The sequence below is a fragment of the Streptococcus fermentans genome (assembly GCF_040888305.1).
Lineage (GTDB): Bacteria > Bacillota > Bacilli > Lactobacillales > Streptococcaceae > Streptococcus > Streptococcus fermentans.
The window spans coordinates 15,794-30,513 of sequence record NZ_JBFNFG010000011.1 but is presented as its reverse complement, the minus strand read 5'-3'; the positions used below and the strand labels follow the sequence as shown (position 1 = coordinate 30,513).

15 protein-coding genes are annotated in these 14,720 nt (G+C 38.6%); 3 read left to right on the top strand and 12 right to left on the bottom strand.

Going from position 1 to position 14,720, the window contains the following annotated elements:
* Positions 1-88: 88 nt before the first annotated feature.
* The 7 genes from dltD (AB2B50_RS08950) to dltB (AB2B50_RS08920) form a co-directional block, all read right to left on the bottom strand.
* Positions 89-1,357, bottom strand: a complete 1,269-nt coding sequence (dltD, locus tag AB2B50_RS08950) for a D-alanyl-lipoteichoic acid biosynthesis protein DltD (RefSeq protein ID WP_320693070.1) — start codon at positions 1,355-1,357, stop codon at positions 89-91.
* Positions 1,350-1,589 (bottom strand): D-alanine--poly(phosphoribitol) ligase subunit DltC, encoded by a 240-nt coding sequence (dltC, locus tag AB2B50_RS08945; protein ID WP_075227755.1) that lies wholly within the window; start codon positions 1,587-1,589, stop codon positions 1,350-1,352. Before dltC ends, dltD (AB2B50_RS08950) begins: the two co-directional genes overlap by 8 nt.
* A gap of 13 nt (positions 1,590-1,602) precedes the next feature.
* The gene (gene dltB, locus AB2B50_RS08940) at positions 1,603-2,847 is read right to left on the bottom strand and encodes a D-alanyl-lipoteichoic acid biosynthesis protein DltB (RefSeq protein WP_320693071.1); all 1,245 of its coding nucleotides are present in this window, start codon (positions 2,845-2,847) and stop codon (positions 1,603-1,605) included.
* Positions 2,844-4,394, bottom strand: coding sequence for a D-alanine--poly(phosphoribitol) ligase subunit DltA (gene dltA, locus AB2B50_RS08935; protein ID WP_320693072.1), 1,551 nt, complete (start codon positions 4,392-4,394; stop codon positions 2,844-2,846). Before dltA ends, dltB (AB2B50_RS08940) begins: the two co-directional genes overlap by 4 nt.
* A gap of 20 nt (positions 4,395-4,414) precedes the next feature.
* Entirely contained in the window at positions 4,415-4,546 is a 132-nt protein-coding gene (locus tag AB2B50_RS08930; RefSeq protein ID WP_004254020.1) for a teichoic acid D-Ala incorporation-associated protein DltX, read from the bottom strand.
* A 451-nt stretch (positions 4,547-4,997) separates the two neighbouring features.
* Positions 4,998-6,170: a D-alanyl-lipoteichoic acid biosynthesis protein DltD gene (gene dltD, locus AB2B50_RS08925; RefSeq protein ID WP_320693073.1), complete on the bottom strand. Its 1,173-nt coding sequence runs from the start codon at positions 6,168-6,170 to the stop codon at positions 4,998-5,000.
* A 37-nt stretch (positions 6,171-6,207) separates the two neighbouring features.
* Entirely contained in the window at positions 6,208-7,362 is a 1,155-nt protein-coding gene (gene dltB / locus AB2B50_RS08920) for a D-alanyl-lipoteichoic acid biosynthesis protein DltB (RefSeq protein WP_320693074.1), read from the bottom strand.
* A gap of 389 nt (positions 7,363-7,751) precedes the next feature.
* On the opposite strand from dltB (AB2B50_RS08920), the gene hslO reads away from it, so the two are divergent.
* Positions 7,752-8,624 carry an Hsp33 family molecular chaperone HslO gene (hslO, locus tag AB2B50_RS08915; RefSeq protein ID WP_320693075.1) on the top strand — a complete coding sequence of 291 codons (873 nt, stop codon included), beginning with the start codon at positions 7,752-7,754 and terminating at the stop codon, positions 8,622-8,624.
* Positions 8,611-9,591, top strand: a complete 981-nt coding sequence (dusB, locus tag AB2B50_RS08910) for a tRNA dihydrouridine synthase DusB (RefSeq protein ID WP_320693076.1) — start codon at positions 8,611-8,613, stop codon at positions 9,589-9,591. The genes hslO and dusB overlap by 14 nt, the downstream gene beginning before the upstream one ends.
* A 43-nt stretch (positions 9,592-9,634) precedes the next feature.
* Here the strand turns inward: dusB and AB2B50_RS08905 are convergent, their stop codons facing one another.
* Positions 9,635-10,321 carry a YoaK family protein gene (locus AB2B50_RS08905; protein WP_320693077.1) on the bottom strand — a complete coding sequence of 229 codons (687 nt, stop codon included), beginning with the start codon at positions 10,319-10,321 and terminating at the stop codon, positions 9,635-9,637.
* Positions 10,322-10,533: 212 nt separating this feature from the next.
* The gene (locus AB2B50_RS08900; protein WP_320693078.1) at positions 10,534-11,226 is read right to left on the bottom strand and encodes a hypothetical protein; all 693 of its coding nucleotides are present in this window, start codon (positions 11,224-11,226) and stop codon (positions 10,534-10,536) included.
* A 281-nt stretch (positions 11,227-11,507) separates the two neighbouring features.
* Between AB2B50_RS08900 and AB2B50_RS08895 the strand changes: the two genes are divergently transcribed.
* Entirely contained in the window at positions 11,508-11,738 is a 231-nt protein-coding gene (locus AB2B50_RS08895) for a hypothetical protein (RefSeq protein WP_320693079.1), read from the top strand.
* A 221-nt stretch (positions 11,739-11,959) separates the two neighbouring features.
* On the opposite strand, the gene AB2B50_RS08890 is transcribed toward AB2B50_RS08895, so the two are convergent.
* From AB2B50_RS08890 to AB2B50_RS08880, 3 genes are read right to left on the bottom strand one after another with little or no spacing between them, the layout of a single operon-like run.
* A complete protein-coding gene (locus AB2B50_RS08890; protein ID WP_049503793.1) occupies positions 11,960-12,733 on the bottom strand; it encodes an NUDIX domain-containing protein in 774 nt (257 codons plus the stop codon).
* A gap of 1 nt (position 12,734) precedes the next feature.
* The gene (gene pnuC / locus AB2B50_RS08885) at positions 12,735-13,511 is read right to left on the bottom strand and encodes a nicotinamide riboside transporter PnuC (RefSeq protein WP_320693080.1); all 777 of its coding nucleotides are present in this window, start codon (positions 13,509-13,511) and stop codon (positions 12,735-12,737) included.
* 9 nt (positions 13,512-13,520) lie between these two features.
* Positions 13,521-14,579, bottom strand: coding sequence for an AAA family ATPase (locus tag AB2B50_RS08880; protein ID WP_320693081.1), 1,059 nt, complete (start codon positions 14,577-14,579; stop codon positions 13,521-13,523).
* Positions 14,580-14,720 lie beyond the last annotated feature (141 nt).

Here is a 14,720-nt window from a genome sequence, read left to right as displayed (position 1 = left end):
CATTTTAAAACTTTTAACCTTTTTGAAGGTAACCTATCCGACATTTCAAAAAAAAGTCTGAACAAAAAGCTCAAACTCCTTTTCTATATTATTGAAAATCTTTGATGTTACCATCGTAATCCGCCCAATCTTGACTAAAGAAACGATCATTCATTTGGTAATTAAGTTCGGTTGTTGGATTGCTCAAAAAAGGATTTACAACCTTATCAAACGCCAACCAGCCCAACCAACCAATATGAATCGTATCCTTAACAAAGTAGGGATCCCCTCCATTTTTTGAAAAATCAGCAATATTGGTGAAACCTTGGCTTTCCAATTGGTAACGAATTTTTTCAACTGCGTGTTGATACATTTCCTCACTCAGTCCAGTATAATCCATCCATTTTTTATTGACAGGCTGAAAAACAAAGAGCACATTGACCTTAGACTTGGCAAATTGATTAAGGACCAACTGCAAATCATTGTACTCAGATGACTTGAGAAAGTTGTAATTTTTTTGATATCCTTCCCACTTTTTCAAATCTTTCTTTAACTGAGTATTGTAAAAATGGTTCTCCATTCCCAAATCATTATTGGTTGTATTTTCTTCGCCCTCTTTTCGAGCGATATTTTCCAATTCTTCATAAGAAAATTGATCTGGGAGACTGCTCAAATATTTCTCAACATGATTTTTGTACTTTAATCGGCCTCGAATCGAGAATTGACCAAAAAGAGCAGCTTGTTTTTCATTGAACTCTGCAGAAGCTGTAATGATTGAATGATCAAAGTCCGACAATTGTTCGTTCTTAGCTAACTTCTCAACAATCCCCTTCATCGGTACTCTTGGATTCTGCTTCAAGAGTCTATTAGCCGCATACTGAGCGGCCACATCCCCAGATTGATTTTCCAAGAAAGCAGTCAACTGATCATTGTTAAAATAGGTTTGAAAAATAGTTGATTCATGGTCCTCTTTGGTAAACCACTGCGGAGAGACTACAAATACCGCTTGTTTGTTTTCAAGTTCAGACGTGATTTGTTGCATCCCAAAAAATTGACTGAGTGAAGCAGCCCCTGCCTGCCCCATAAAATAAGGGCGGTAGGAGCGATTGTACTTTTCAGCTAATACTCCTGGATGCATACTATCAAAACGAATCCATTCACTTGAACCAAAGAAAGGGACAAAACGCATATTAGGGTCTGTTAGAGCTCTCACTTTTTGGCTTCTCTCCTTAAAGCTCTCTGTACTAACAGAAGCCGCAGAGTATTTCTCCTCCGTCAGATTATGGCTTCTTGTACTTGGATAAAAAAAGATTAGTAGAAGAACCAACAATCCCGCTACAAAGATAGGCCCAAAGATTAACCACAGGCGTTTAAGCATTCTTTAACTCCGTAATTCCGGCTATGATTTTATTAGCTGTATTCCAGTCATCACGGCCAAATTCTGTAACCGGGACACGAATATCAAAGCGGTTTTCGATTTCCACGATCAATTCAACTGTTCCCATACTGTCCAAGACACCTGCATCAAAAAGATCCTCATCCATCATGTCAGAAACATCTTCCATAAACAATTCATCAATAATTTCAATAACTTCTGATTTGATATCCATTTTTTAATTCCTTTTATTTTTTAAACCATAAATCATTCAAAAATCCAGAGAAGATTAAGAATGAAATCATTACGACATGGAAAGTTATAACCATGCCAAGCAACTGAACCCAGCGATTCTCAGGCAAGGGAGCTTGCCCTGCTTTCTTACGTTCCTTATTGAGCGCTTTTTTCTTTCGAACCCAGGCATCATTAATCACTAAACCTAACCCATGAAAGAACCCGTAAACGATATAAAACCATGTTATCCCATGCCAGAACCCCATAAGGAGCATGTTCAGGATATAGGCAACACTTGAAGTAACATTTCGATTCTTAAAAATCTTCTTTCTCGTCATCACCATGACCATGCGCATAAAGACAAAGTCACGAAACCAGAAGGATAAACTCATGTGCCAGCGATTCCAAAACTCTTTCAAATCTCTTGACAAGAAAGGTTTGTTGAAGTTGATCGGACTACGAATTCCCATCAGATTTGAAATAGCTATAGCAAACATAGAGTAACCTGCAAAGTCAAAGAAGAGCTCCAAACCAAATGTGTACATGATGGCTACTACATAATAGTTAAAGACGCCACCTGTTTGTAAAGCTAAATTCTTTAGCGGTGGTAATAAGATCTCGCCTAAAATATGAGCTAGGATAAATTTATACAGAAATCCCCACATGATATACCGAACGGATTCAGCTAGCATATCCATCAACTCATCGCGCTCTGGTATCGTCTGATAATTTTCATTAAAACGTTTGAAACGATCAATAGGACCACTTGAAAATGTCGGCATAAAGAGAAGAAAACGCAAATACTCCCACATCTTCAAATCCTTAATGACTCCATCTCTAAGTTCGATGATGATTCCCACTGAACGAAATGTCAAATAAGAAATTCCTACGAATCCCAGGAGAGACTGTGTACCGTTAATAGCTGGTTGCACCTTGACAAAGACGATGGGAAGCAATGATAATAAACTTACTAGGTAGAAAATCCACTTACCGTCTCGGACTTTTCGATATTGCTTGTAAAAAAGAACCAGTACCATTTGCCAAACTAGATAGATTCCTAAGGCAGCTAATTGATTGGTCTTGCCTCCCGTCAACATAGTGACTATAAAGAACAGACTAACCAATAATTCATACCAGCCAAAACGTTTTTTGAAAAAAAGACCGATAAAGATTGGCAAAATAGCAGTAATCACATACAAAAAGTACTGAGGATTCCCATAAGGCTCAATATGAGGAAGCTGTTTAAGAAGCTCCATCATCTATTGTTTACCTCGTTAATCAATCCTTTGATGTCAATCTTGCCATTTGGAGTCAGTGGCAATTCCTCTCTGTAAAGAAACTTAGATGGCATCATGTAAGACATCATAATATCTTCCAAGTCTTCCTTGATAGCTTTCGTGATATCAATTTCGCGCTCAAATTGTTCTTTGACCCCATCTTTTAAGATAACATAGGCCAAGAGATTTTGGACCTTGTGATCCTTGTTGTAACGTGGAACTGCAACAGCAGATTCAACGTACTTGGATTTGTTCAAGTTTTGAGAGACATCCTCTAGTTCAATACGATAGCCATTAAACTTGATCTGGAAGTCCATCCGTCCACCGTAAAGAAGAAGACCTTCATCTGTCATAGTTCCAACATCTCCAGTGTGGTAGGCTGGCAAACCTTCAAATTCGAAGAAAGCTTCTGCTGTTTTCTCAGGATTATTCATATAACCTTTTGAAACAGCCGGTCCAGACACGATGATCTCACCTTGCTCACCATTTGGCAATTTATTTCCTGCCTCATCAATGATGAAGGTTGGAGAATCTTCTTTGGTGTAACCAATTGGCAAGCGTCTAAGTGTCGCTAACATCTCATCTGTAATAGCAACTGCCGACAAAGCAACTGTTGCTTCTGTTGGCCCGTAAGCATTGATGATGCGCGCATTTGGGAAACGTTCGCGTAATTTCTGAGCAGTTTTAACAGTCAACTCTTCCCCATCAAAGTAGAAATGGGTGATCCCTGGCATCTTTTCAGCATTGAAATCTTCAGATAACATGGCCATATCTGCAAAAGATGGTGTCGATGTCCAGATAGCAATCGGAAGAGAAAAAATCGTCGCAAAGAGTTGTTTGAAGTCTTGAGTGATGGCTGACGGGAGAGCAAAAAGCGTTCCTCCAAGAGCTAGGGTCGGTGCCCAGTACATGACAGACAAGTCAAAGGAATAGGGTGGTTGCGCCAACATTTGTGGGCGCTCTGGCGTCGCAAACTCTTTATCTGTAATCATCCAGTTGGTGAAACTGAGCAAGTTATCATGCGAAATTTGCACCCCTTTTGGTTTTCCAGTTGTACCAGAGGTAAAGATGATGTAGTAGTTATCATCCCCTTTGACCGGATGTTGCAAATCATAGGCATGTTGAGCCGCATAAACTTCACGCACTTGCTCCAAGGACATGATTGGAGCAGCTGGGTTTTCAATTGGAAACTCATTGATGGCGATGATTAAGCTTGGCTCTGCTACTTCAACAATCGCAGACACGCGCTCCAAGGCAGAATGGCTATCAATTGGGATATAAGCATGGCCAGATTTGGTCAAGGCCACAAAGGTTGCTAACATTTCATATTCTTGGCCACCAAAGACCACAACAGGTGACTTTTCAGGAAGTCCCATTTGGTCAATATGGGCTGCTAAGCTATCTGAATCAGCCTTCAATTGGCCATAGGTATGCTCTTCTCCAAGGACATTGTAGACCGGAAAATTAGGCTGCTTTTGAGCATAATGCTCAATGGTTTCAATCATATCTACTATTGGTTTATTTGACACAATAGGGGTTCTCCTTTAAGTTAAAATTCATTATAGATAAAGCTACCTTGAACCTGACCGAGATAACTAAAAAAGTAAAGTAGGCCCAAGAAAATGATAAAATACAAGGCTGTCCGACCAAGAAAGAGATAGAGTTCATTTCTCTGTTTCATCAAGAAAAACCTTTCATTCCTGTAATTTTCAACTAAAATAAAATCAATTTCTTACTAACTTATTTTTCTGCTATTATACCACTTTATAAACTATTTTTTCAATTGTTTTCCGTCCATTTCCACTACATTTCAACATCATTAAATTGTTCCATATGATACCTTCTAATGATAGCTTTAATGCTTTCCAGTATAGATTATATCGGGAGCTACAACAAAGTAAGCTCTATACTACCTATAGAGGACTTCCCCACTATACATATTATAGAGCCTTATCTTATGTCTCACTTTATCGGTAGAATTCCCTTTATCTAGAGATTTTTATAATATGTAATCTTAAAATTCACTATAGATAAAATCTTGAATGTTCGAAAAATCAGTCACAAAACAGTAGATTACGATGCTTAAAATAACTGTGTAGAAAAACAAGGTCCACAATAGTAAACGATGTGTGTCAGTTAGTTTCATTTGCAAATTTGTAAAGTTCTTTTTCAACTTCCATCCATCCTTTCACCCCAACGTGCATCACATCAAATAAAAAGTAATCTTCATACTCTTTATTTCCATAGTTTAACACCGTAGCACCGTGATTTTTGGCAATATTTTCTATTTTTTTGTAAGTTTCTTCACGCATTTCTCGTGAAACACCTGTGTAATCATTCCATTTACCATTTACAGGAAAGATAATGACTTCAACTTCAATTCCCAATTCCTTAGCAACTGTCAAGAAGAGTTCCATATCTGAATACTCTGGTGACTCTATGTAGCTCAAGTCTTTGTTAGAATCTTTCAACGAAGCATAGCGGTCTCTCAAATAGGTATTGTAGTAGTTATTATCCACAGCATAATCATTGTTATCTGTTTTCTTTTTAACTTCTTCTACAAACTTCTTCGTCATCTCCTCCCAATCATAATCCGGCGTTTTATCTCCTAGTACAGGATAGTCTGATTTGGCATGATTTTCATAGAATTTTCGTTTAAGCTTAAAGGAATATACGGCATTGTCAAGTTCCAACAGTTTTTTATCAATGATTGTTCCTTTTCCTTCTATAAGATAGCTTTTATACTTTTTATAGATATCATTTTGTTGTTTGTTTCCTTTGGTAATCTCAATAATGCGATTAATCAGTTTTTCTTTCGTTTCCTTACTGATTTTCTCGTTATCTAGCATATGAAAAATATGTTCCTGAGAGGCCTTGTTTAAGAAGGCGTCTTGATGAGTCCCATCCTTTTCGAACCATTGAACAGACTCTACGATGGCTACTTTTCGCTTACTCATAGCCCCCTCAATCGAGCTCAAGGTTGTAGCTTGAATGATATTTTGAGAGTAACTGGTTCCTATCTGCATAATATTAAAATCATTGTAGTTAAAAATTTTATTGGGATGGTAATCTTCATTTATCGTCGCAACTAACTCTGAGGAACCCATTAGAACTAGTGTATTGGGAGAGATATTATTTGTTAGAATATCTCTACTTTTATACTTTTCATAAGAAGTGCTGTAGCGAATACTATTGTCCTTGACTTTATAATAGTCGTCAATCTTCTTGATATATGTCACATTTAAAAGAGCAAGAGTCGCAATTACGAGCACAAGCGATAGTAAAAATGCTTTTAACTTAATCATCTTGTTTTGTCCAATCTCCTTGTTTTAGCAGATCTATTTATCTACTTAGAATTGCCATAATTATCTTATAAGGTTCACCTGAAAAGATAAAGAAACCAACCATAACTAAATTCATGGTCACAAACCAACTTATTAGCTTGTACCAAGTTTTATTTTTATGTTTCTTATAAAAAGTGCTTTTCTTTTGATAAATTTCAAATCCAGACATCAAGATTCCATGGTAAAAACCATAAGCGATGTAGCTGACACTAATTCCATGCCAAAATCCCATAACCAACATATTGACCATATAGGCATAGGCTGCATTGTGTAATCTATTCTTAAACCATTTCTTTCTGATAACCTGCATCAAAACTCTTGAAAATACGAAATCTCTCAACCATGTTGACAAGGTGATGTGCCATCTAGTCCAGAAATCCTTGATATCAATACTCAAGAAAGGTTTATTGAAATTCATCGGTGTCTGAATACCCAAAACATTACTGCTTCCAACAGCCATCAAACTATACCCCGCAAAGTCAAAAAACAGATAAAGAGTATACAGGTACATATATTTGATTGAGTAGACAACTGTACCAGTATTGCTTAGAGCAAGTAGTATCTGGTAAACATAGGTTGATAAAACAACCTTGTAGAGAAGGCCTAAAACGATGCGATAAATACCATCTCCTGCTAACTCTAGGTAGTCTTTTCTAGGCATGACTTCATTGATCTCTTTTAGAAATCTTCTGCTACGATCGATTGGCCCAGAACTAACTGTAGGGAAAAAGAGTAGAAACTGCAGATAATCTTTTACACTGATTTTTTCTTTGATTAAACCATCCGATATTTCTAGCATAATCTGAATGGTCTTAAAGGACATGTAGGAAATCCCAATAAAAGCCAACAAATGTAGCTGGGTTATGGCAAAGACTTTATTGACCACTAAAGGTAAAATGGATAACATAACTAGAGGTTTTAACCGTTTTGAATCCATTCTTTGTGCTATGAAAACTAGGACATATTGGTAGATAATGAAAGCCAATAGATAAACAACCATGGATTTACTCTTACCATAGATGGCTCCTGCAAATAAAATTGACAGACTTAAAATATAATAATCCTTACGCTTGCCAAAATAGTTTAAAACAAAGCCAATCAGTAAAACCACAAACAATAGAAGGAAAAACTCATTCCCCTCAAAATAATTCATACCAGATGGACTCCTTTTCTCTTTTTCTCATCTCCTGATTTGTCATTTTAGGATTAGCCCCTATCATATTATCAAGGATAATTAACTTTATTAATTATATCATAATTTAAAAACTATATACTTCTATTATCCAATTTCCTAAAATAAAAAATAAATGACTCTTACCACTAAATCCCAATAACGAGACAAAATTATTCACAAAATAAATAAAATCCAAGAGTAGAAAATTAACTTGACTCAGCTTTTTCCATCAAGTCTCCTAAATACTTTTGTTATCCCTTTCCTTTTCTTCTTCAAGCGGAACATAATATAAAAAATGCCAGAATAATCCTCAGAACTAGCAAACACCCCACTCCCCCTTTGGGCATTTTTATGCTAAAATAGTAGTTATGGATAAAATTATAAAAACAATATCAGAAAGTGGATCTTTTCGTGCTTTTGTTCTAGACAGCACTGAAACCGTCCGCACTGCTCAAGAGAAACATCAAACCCAAGCTAGCTCAACTGTGGCACTCGGCCGTACCCTCATTGCTAGCCAGATTCTCGCAGCCAATGAAAAAGGAAATACCAAACTAACAGTTAAGGTGCTGGGAACTAGCTCTCTAGGGGCCATTATCACCGTCGCTGATACCAAGGGGAATGTCAAAGGCTACGTTCAAAATCCTGGTGTCGACATCAAAAAGACTGCAACTGGCGAAGTCCTAGTCGGGCCTTTTGTCGGAAATGGTCAATTCCTCGTTATCACAGACTACGGCACTGGAAATCCTTACAACTCTATGACTCCCCTCATCTCGGGAGAAATCGGTGAAGATCTAGCTTTCTACCTAACAGAAAGTCAACAGACCCCTTCTGCAGTCGGCCTCAATGTCCTTTTGGATGAAGACGACAAGGTCAAAGTTGCAGGTGGTTTTCTCGTTCAAGTCTTGCCAGGAGCCAAGGAAGAAGAGATTGCTCGCTTTGAAAAACGTATCCAAGAGATGCCAGCTATTTCGACTCTTCTAGAAAGCGACGACCATATCGAAGCCCTTCTCAAGGCTATCTACGGAGACGAACCATACAAACGTCTGTCTGAAGAAGAAATCCGTTTCCAATGTGACTGTAGCCATGAACGCTTTATGAAGTCTCTTGCTAGCCTTCCAAGCTCAGACTTACAGGAAATGAAAGAGGAAGACCACGGGGCAGAAATCACTTGTCAATTCTGCCAAACTACTTACAACTTTGATGAAAACGACCTGGAGGAACTCATTCGTGACAAATCTTAATACACCTTTTATGATTGGCAATGTTGAGATTCCCAATCGTACCGTTTTAGCACCCATGGCGGGAGTAACCAACTCTGCCTTCCGTACCATTGCAAAAGAGCTTGGAGCTGGACTCGTTGTCATGGAAATGGTCTCTGACAAGGGAATCCAATACAACAACGAAAAAACTCTTCACATGCTTCATATCGATGAAGGCGAAAACCCAGTCTCTATCCAACTTTTTGGTAGCGATGAAGACAGCCTAGCACGCGCAGCAGAATTCATCCAAGAAAACACCAAGACCGATATCGTCGATATCAACATGGGCTGTCCAGTTAACAAAATCGTGAAAAACGAAGCTGGGGCTATGTGGCTCAAGGACCCAGATAAGATTTACTCTATCATCAACAAGGTCCAATCTGTCCTTGATATCCCCCTCACTGTCAAAATGCGTACGGGCTGGTCTGACCCATCCCTAGCAGTTGAGAATGCCCTAGCTGCCGAAGCCGCAGGTGTCTCTGCCCTCGCTATGCACGGCCGTACACGTGAACAAATGTATACAGGTCATGCAGACCTTGAGACTCTTCATAAGGTTGCACAAGCTCTGACCAAGATTCCATTTATCGCTAACGGAGACATCTGTACGGTTCAAGAAGCTAAACAACGCATCGAGGAAGTCGGTGCCGACGCCGTTATGATTGGACGCGCAGCCATGGGAAATCCTTACCTCTTCAATCAAATCAATCATTACTTTGAAACTGGAGAAATCCTGCCTGATTTAACCTTTGAAGACAAGATGAAAATTGCCTATGAGCACTTAAAACGCTTGATTGATCTCAAGGGAGAAAAGGTTGCGGTCCGTGAATTCCGTGGCCTCGCTCCTCACTATCTCCGTGGAACATCAGGTGCAGCCAAACTCCGTGGAGCTATCTCACAGGCAAGCACACTTGCAGAAATTGAAGCTCTCTTACAGTTAGAAAAAGCATAAACGTATAAAAATTGGCAAATCTCAAATTGAGATCTGCCGTTTTTTATATATTTTCATCTTGCAAATCTAGCTGCTTCACTCTAGCAATATAGTATGCCATAATCAACAACAAATTAAAGCTGACAATCCAAATAGACCATTCATGGAAAAAATGCATAGATACAGCCAAGCTAATGGCCCCCACTACGAAACTCCCTACAACAATGCCATAATTCAAGGCTTGACGACGATATTCTTGAACATCTCCTTCTCCTCTAACGATGTGATACAAAGCAGTCAACATTTTTCGGTAATTTCCAGACGTCATAAAAATGACATAGGGATGATCTTCAATCAAACTACCCGTAAATGTTAGCATCATCATTCCAGTTCCAAAAGCAATAAAAGGAACTTCTAATAGAGGAAAGCGGGAAAAGAAGGGCAGAACAAGGGTCCCGATAAATAAGGGAAGCAGCATCTTAACTCGCCAATAGGCTGTTGTGCGATATTCTTTCATGTGTAAGGCAAAAAGAAAGCCTAGGGAAAAGAATATAATCGAGCAGAATCGCAACATGGTATTGATGACATGTGAATCGTGCCAATCTGATATCAGTAGGAGAATGTTCCCTGTCTGCGTTGCCACCAAACTATGGTACTGGATGTGACAGAATACATCCAAAGAACCACCGATAAAGCCAAGGAACACTCCCATGAGTCGTGTGTTTTGAGGTAAAATTAATTTATCTGGCATTGATTCATCACTCGTTTCCCTTTGATTTTTTCATTATACCACTTTCTCTGAAAGAAACTAAGTGAAAAACGGTCAGTTCAGGCAGATATGATTACATATACTCCTAAGTTCGTCTCATCTCTGAAGTTCATTTATGACGTCTTATCAACTTCAAATGCTGTAGGTACTCATCAACTAAACTATTTTTAAACAAATTATTTCAGTACTGAAGTCTATGGCTTAATCAAAGTAACACTTGAAACAGTACCATCTGCACCTGTTGTAATTTGGATGACTTTTCCACCACCTACTTCAGCATTGTATTTCCCATCATCAAGGGTATAAGAATAGCTTTGAATAGAGTAGTTTTCTTTCTTGCCATCAGCAGATTCTACTGTAAATTGACCACCTGATGAAACAGTGATAGTTTCACCATTAGCACCCTTCCAATTTCCAGCCGCAGCCGAAAAATCTTTGTCCACCATAGTCAAGACACCTTTATAACGTTTGTTATGTTCTGCCTGCTTGTCTTGGAGTTTGCGATCAGTTGCTGGATCATAAGCTGACTGATTCGATTTCGCTTGTGTTCCTTGTTGATTGGATGGGGCTTGAGAAGGGGTTTGCTTAGCAGAAGGTTCTTGATTTTGTTTTGTTTCTGGTGCTGGTGTTGCTTGCGATTGGTTAGCAGTAGTCGTTGACTGATCAGAAGATGATGATTTAGCTTTTTCTGTTGAAGCTGAACTTGAGGACTTCTGAGTCTTGTTCTCTTTACTTGAAGAACTTGCCTTAGAACTAGAAGATGCTTGTGTTATCTTGCTAGAACTATCACTTGTAGTATTCTCTTTCTTATTGCCACAAGCCCCCAATAGTAATGTTGAAGCGAGTACAGTTGCAGCCATTAATTTGATAGAAGTTTTATTTTTCATTTTATGCTCCTTTTGTAACATTTTTGAAATGTTAAGAAATATTTTTGTAACATTATTGTAATGTTTGCTTTTGAATCTGTCAACTATTTATCTAAAATTTTTTAGAATTATTTTTTAGTACATTTATTTCCTTATCCCTCCTATATCTTTTATTCGTAAAGAATTAAAAAAACAGGAAAATTTTTCCTATGAGAATACTATATTTTATACTTGTAATCGCTTGCATTTTTTTCTTGAAGGGATATAATAAAATTGAAATAGGATATTGGAGGTGTAGACTTATGTTAAGCAAATATTACAAGTATCTTCCTTGGGTGATTTTAGATGCTTTCGTTTCTTATGGGGTAGCTACTCATTACGCTCAAACAACATTTGATTTGTTCTACCTAACTGCCATTTTCATGATTGTCTATGTAGCTTTATTGTATTTACACGAAACCTATTTAAAATATAAATACAAAGATTTATTCATTCGAATCATGAGTAATTCAAAGACAGATAAACATCCTTAATTAGTAAAGCTATCAAATAGTATCAAAAAAGAGGTCGGGAAAAATCCCGACCTCGATTTTTTATGACTAATGAGTCTTTGACACGATGGCTGAATTGACTTTTGACACAAACTGTATTTTCTCTATTCTCAAGCTCAACCAGTCATCGGACTTATTGAAACATCCCAAGACCAAGACTAGGAAACCGAGACTTGGTCTATCGATTTCTATCCCCAAGCTTTTTATTTCAATCGATAGGTTTTTCTTGGTTTCTTTTTAGGCACTCGTTTGAGCCCAACTTCTTCTACATACTCACCGTATTTTACGAGAAAGTTATTGCTGACGATTGGTCGTCCTGGGTTGATGAGATTGACTAATTCGGTTCCTTCATAGACAGTGAATTCCTCCTCTAGCAGATAGAGAAAGGTCGGATTCCAGTCAAGACGTCCTTGAATTCGTTTAATAGACTCTTGGATAATGGCATAATGGTCAAAGGCGAAGGCTTGCTCCCCCAGCTCTAGTCCCTCTAGGAAGCACTTGCCCGTCTGAAAATCGACATCGACAAAAACCACATCCTTGGCATCATCTCCAGCTTGAACGAGATCAAGTGCGCGGCTAGGTAGATACACCAAATGGGCGATAGTAACCGTCCAGCCCCGCGGATCACGACCTGGAGTAGATACTGTCATCAACTGTTCGATTTTTTCCAAAGGAAGGTCGAGGTTGACCTCCTCTCTCACTTCACGCTGACAAGCATGTCTTGCATCTTCGCTCTTATCCATAAAACCACCGACCAAAGCCAAACAGTTTTGATAAGGATGGGCCTTGCGACGAATTAGCAAGAGTTTGATTTTTCCTTCCACAAAGCAATAAGCTACCATATCCACCGTCACGCTCGGTTTTTCATACTGAGGAAGATCCTGTTTGCAGTACCAGTCTAAAAATTCCTTCTCAGTCGCATGAATCTCAAAATATTCTCTCTCTGTCATTCCAGCCGGGATTATCGTTTCAGTCATCTTATCCCTCCTTGACGGCCTTAGTCCATTGGTACCAACCGACTAGACTATTGATGGTGTAGACCCAGTACATCCCTTGGATATGGATGTTTTCACCCCACCAGAGGTAAATACTAAAGAGATTGGTTGCAATCCAGAAAATCCATTGCTCACGGTAAAGACGTGTCATCAAGAGCTGACCAACACCATTGGTCGCATCAGTTACACTATCACGGAATGGGCGAGCGCTATGGATACTTTGGTAAGCCAAACCCATGCCAATCCAGATGAGAGCTGTCAAAGCCAAGTACTTGAGCCAATCAATCAGGCTAAGTTTCTTAGCTTCAAAGTGAGACTCCTCTGGTCTTCCTTGTTCATTGATCCGATTAGACAACCAAGTATAGAGACCAATAGGCTGCATGACAAAGAAATAAACTGTTGTCAAAACTTCACCGTAGAAAGTAGCATTCATAGCTAGGACCAAATAGATTGCAGAGTTAATAGCACCAAAAAGGTAGTTACTAGCTCGACCTTCAGCTACTAAGATAACGCAGACAATCCCTGTCCAAGAAGCCAAGAGACCAATCCAGTCATGACTTTCTGTATTTTGTGTAAACTCCAGAATAAGAGGAACACTCGATAAAACAATCAAATAGAGCCACTGGAAAAGACTACGGCCCACAAAGAGGTCTTTCCAAAGCAAACGCATAACTCCTGCAAAACCAATTTTACGAGCTTCTGCGTGAACATTTTTAAAGTTTTCAATAAATCGTGTGATTTTTTCAGTTATTTTTTTCATTTTCTTCTCCTAATCTGCTTGGTAAATGGCATCAATAGCCACTTTTGCTGCTTCATAATTTCCTAGATAGTCATCCGCTAGATAAACATGAGGGATATTGGCAAGATATTGCTCCCTCATCATATCCAAATGCTGAGAAAAACTATGACGGATATGGTCTTCTGCCATGGTCATGTCGCGAAAACCATCATTGACATAAGAGCCAACAGGTTGCACAAAGAGGATTAAATCCCACTTTTCCTTGGCTAAGATGGAAACAAAGAGATTATCAAAGGTCTCTCCGGATAAGTCCTCCTGCTCTTCGCTTTCCATGTAGTAATCGTAGTAGCCCTTAGTTACCAAAGAGTTTGTATCTGCAATGACTAGGCCTCGATTGGCATTGCTATCGATTAACTTGGAAGTTTGGTCATATTGCCCCAAAAGAAGGTAATAATAATCTTTTGGGGTAAGCTCATCATCTCGAACATTATTTTTTATCTGATACTCACGAGCATACTCCAGACTGACTGGCGCATCATAAAAGCGAGCTAAATCCTTGGCTAGAGTTGTTTTACCATTACTAGCACTTCCCATAATCAACACTTTTTTCGTAAACTGACGGCGGAAAGGTTGAGCGATATATTTCCAATATTTGCTTGGATTTTCTCGAATCATAGTAGCCGAAATTCCAAATTTTCTTTCCTGTAGAACAGTCTCGAAACCACGTTCTGACAATTCTTGTTGGTATTCGGACTCTCCTACAAAAAAGATTAGTTCCTCACCAGTCTGGTCATAGGAAACTGCCTGCAACATCTGATCCAACCACTCCTGCCAGCCCATTGGATAGCGAGGGATATTAGTTTCATCAAGTTTACAAACAGAGGTCAACTCATCATCTCGAAATGCTTCACGAATATAGCGAAACCTCTTTTGTAGTGTAAGTCCAACCTGTTCACCACGATCTCCCTTATAACCTGAAACTATCACCCATACAGCATCACATTGACGTTTTGCTCTTTGGATTAAATCAATATGCCCCTGATGCAAGGGAGCAAAGGTTCCAAAAACCACTGCTATCTGTTTTTTCATGTCTTTTCAACCTTTTTATAACTTTTTATATTTTATATCATACTCTATCTTGTTCTGTTTGTCAAGACTTTTTTATTGTTTTTTATAAAAACATTTCTTAATTATAAGATTTTTTACTTGATATACAAAACTGAATCAGTA

What these genes read in the sequence shown, in the direction of transcription:
- dltD (WP_320693070.1), bottom strand. Translation starts at nt 1,357, where the DNA reads ATGCTTAAACGCCTGTGGTTAATCTTTGGGCCTATCTTTGTAGCGGGA.
- AB2B50_RS08900 (WP_320693078.1), bottom strand. Translation starts at nt 11,226, where the DNA reads ATGAAAAATAAAACTTCTATCAAATTAATGGCTGCAACTGTACTCGCT.
- dltD (WP_320693073.1), bottom strand. Translation starts at nt 6,170, where the DNA reads ATGATTAAGTTAAAAGCATTTTTACTATCGCTTGTGCTCGTAATTGCG.
- dltC (WP_075227755.1), bottom strand. Translation starts at nt 1,589, where the DNA reads ATGGATATCAAATCAGAAGTTATTGAAATTATTGATGAATTGTTTATG.
- hslO (WP_320693075.1), top strand. Translation starts at nt 7,752, where the DNA reads ATGGATAAAATTATAAAAACAATATCAGAAAGTGGATCTTTTCGTGCT.
- AB2B50_RS08930 (WP_004254020.1), bottom strand. Translation starts at nt 4,546, where the DNA reads ATGAAACAGAGAAATGAACTCTATCTCTTTCTTGGTCGGACAGCCTTG.
- AB2B50_RS08905 (WP_320693077.1), bottom strand. Translation starts at nt 10,321, where the DNA reads ATGCCAGATAAATTAATTTTACCTCAAAACACACGACTCATGGGAGTG.
- dltB (WP_320693074.1), bottom strand. Translation starts at nt 7,362, where the DNA reads ATGAATTATTTTGAGGGGAATGAGTTTTTCCTTCTATTGTTTGTGGTT.
- dltB (WP_320693071.1), bottom strand. Translation starts at nt 2,847, where the DNA reads ATGATGGAGCTTCTTAAACAGCTTCCTCATATTGAGCCTTATGGGAAT.
- pnuC (WP_320693080.1), bottom strand. Translation starts at nt 13,511, where the DNA reads ATGAAAAAAATAACTGAAAAAATCACACGATTTATTGAAAACTTTAAA.
- AB2B50_RS08895 (WP_320693079.1), top strand. Translation starts at nt 11,508, where the DNA reads ATGTTAAGCAAATATTACAAGTATCTTCCTTGGGTGATTTTAGATGCT.
- AB2B50_RS08890 (WP_049503793.1), bottom strand. Translation starts at nt 12,733, where the DNA reads ATGACTGAAACGATAATCCCGGCTGGAATGACAGAGAGAGAATATTTT.
- AB2B50_RS08880 (WP_320693081.1), bottom strand. Translation starts at nt 14,579, where the DNA reads ATGAAAAAACAGATAGCAGTGGTTTTTGGAACCTTTGCTCCCTTGCAT.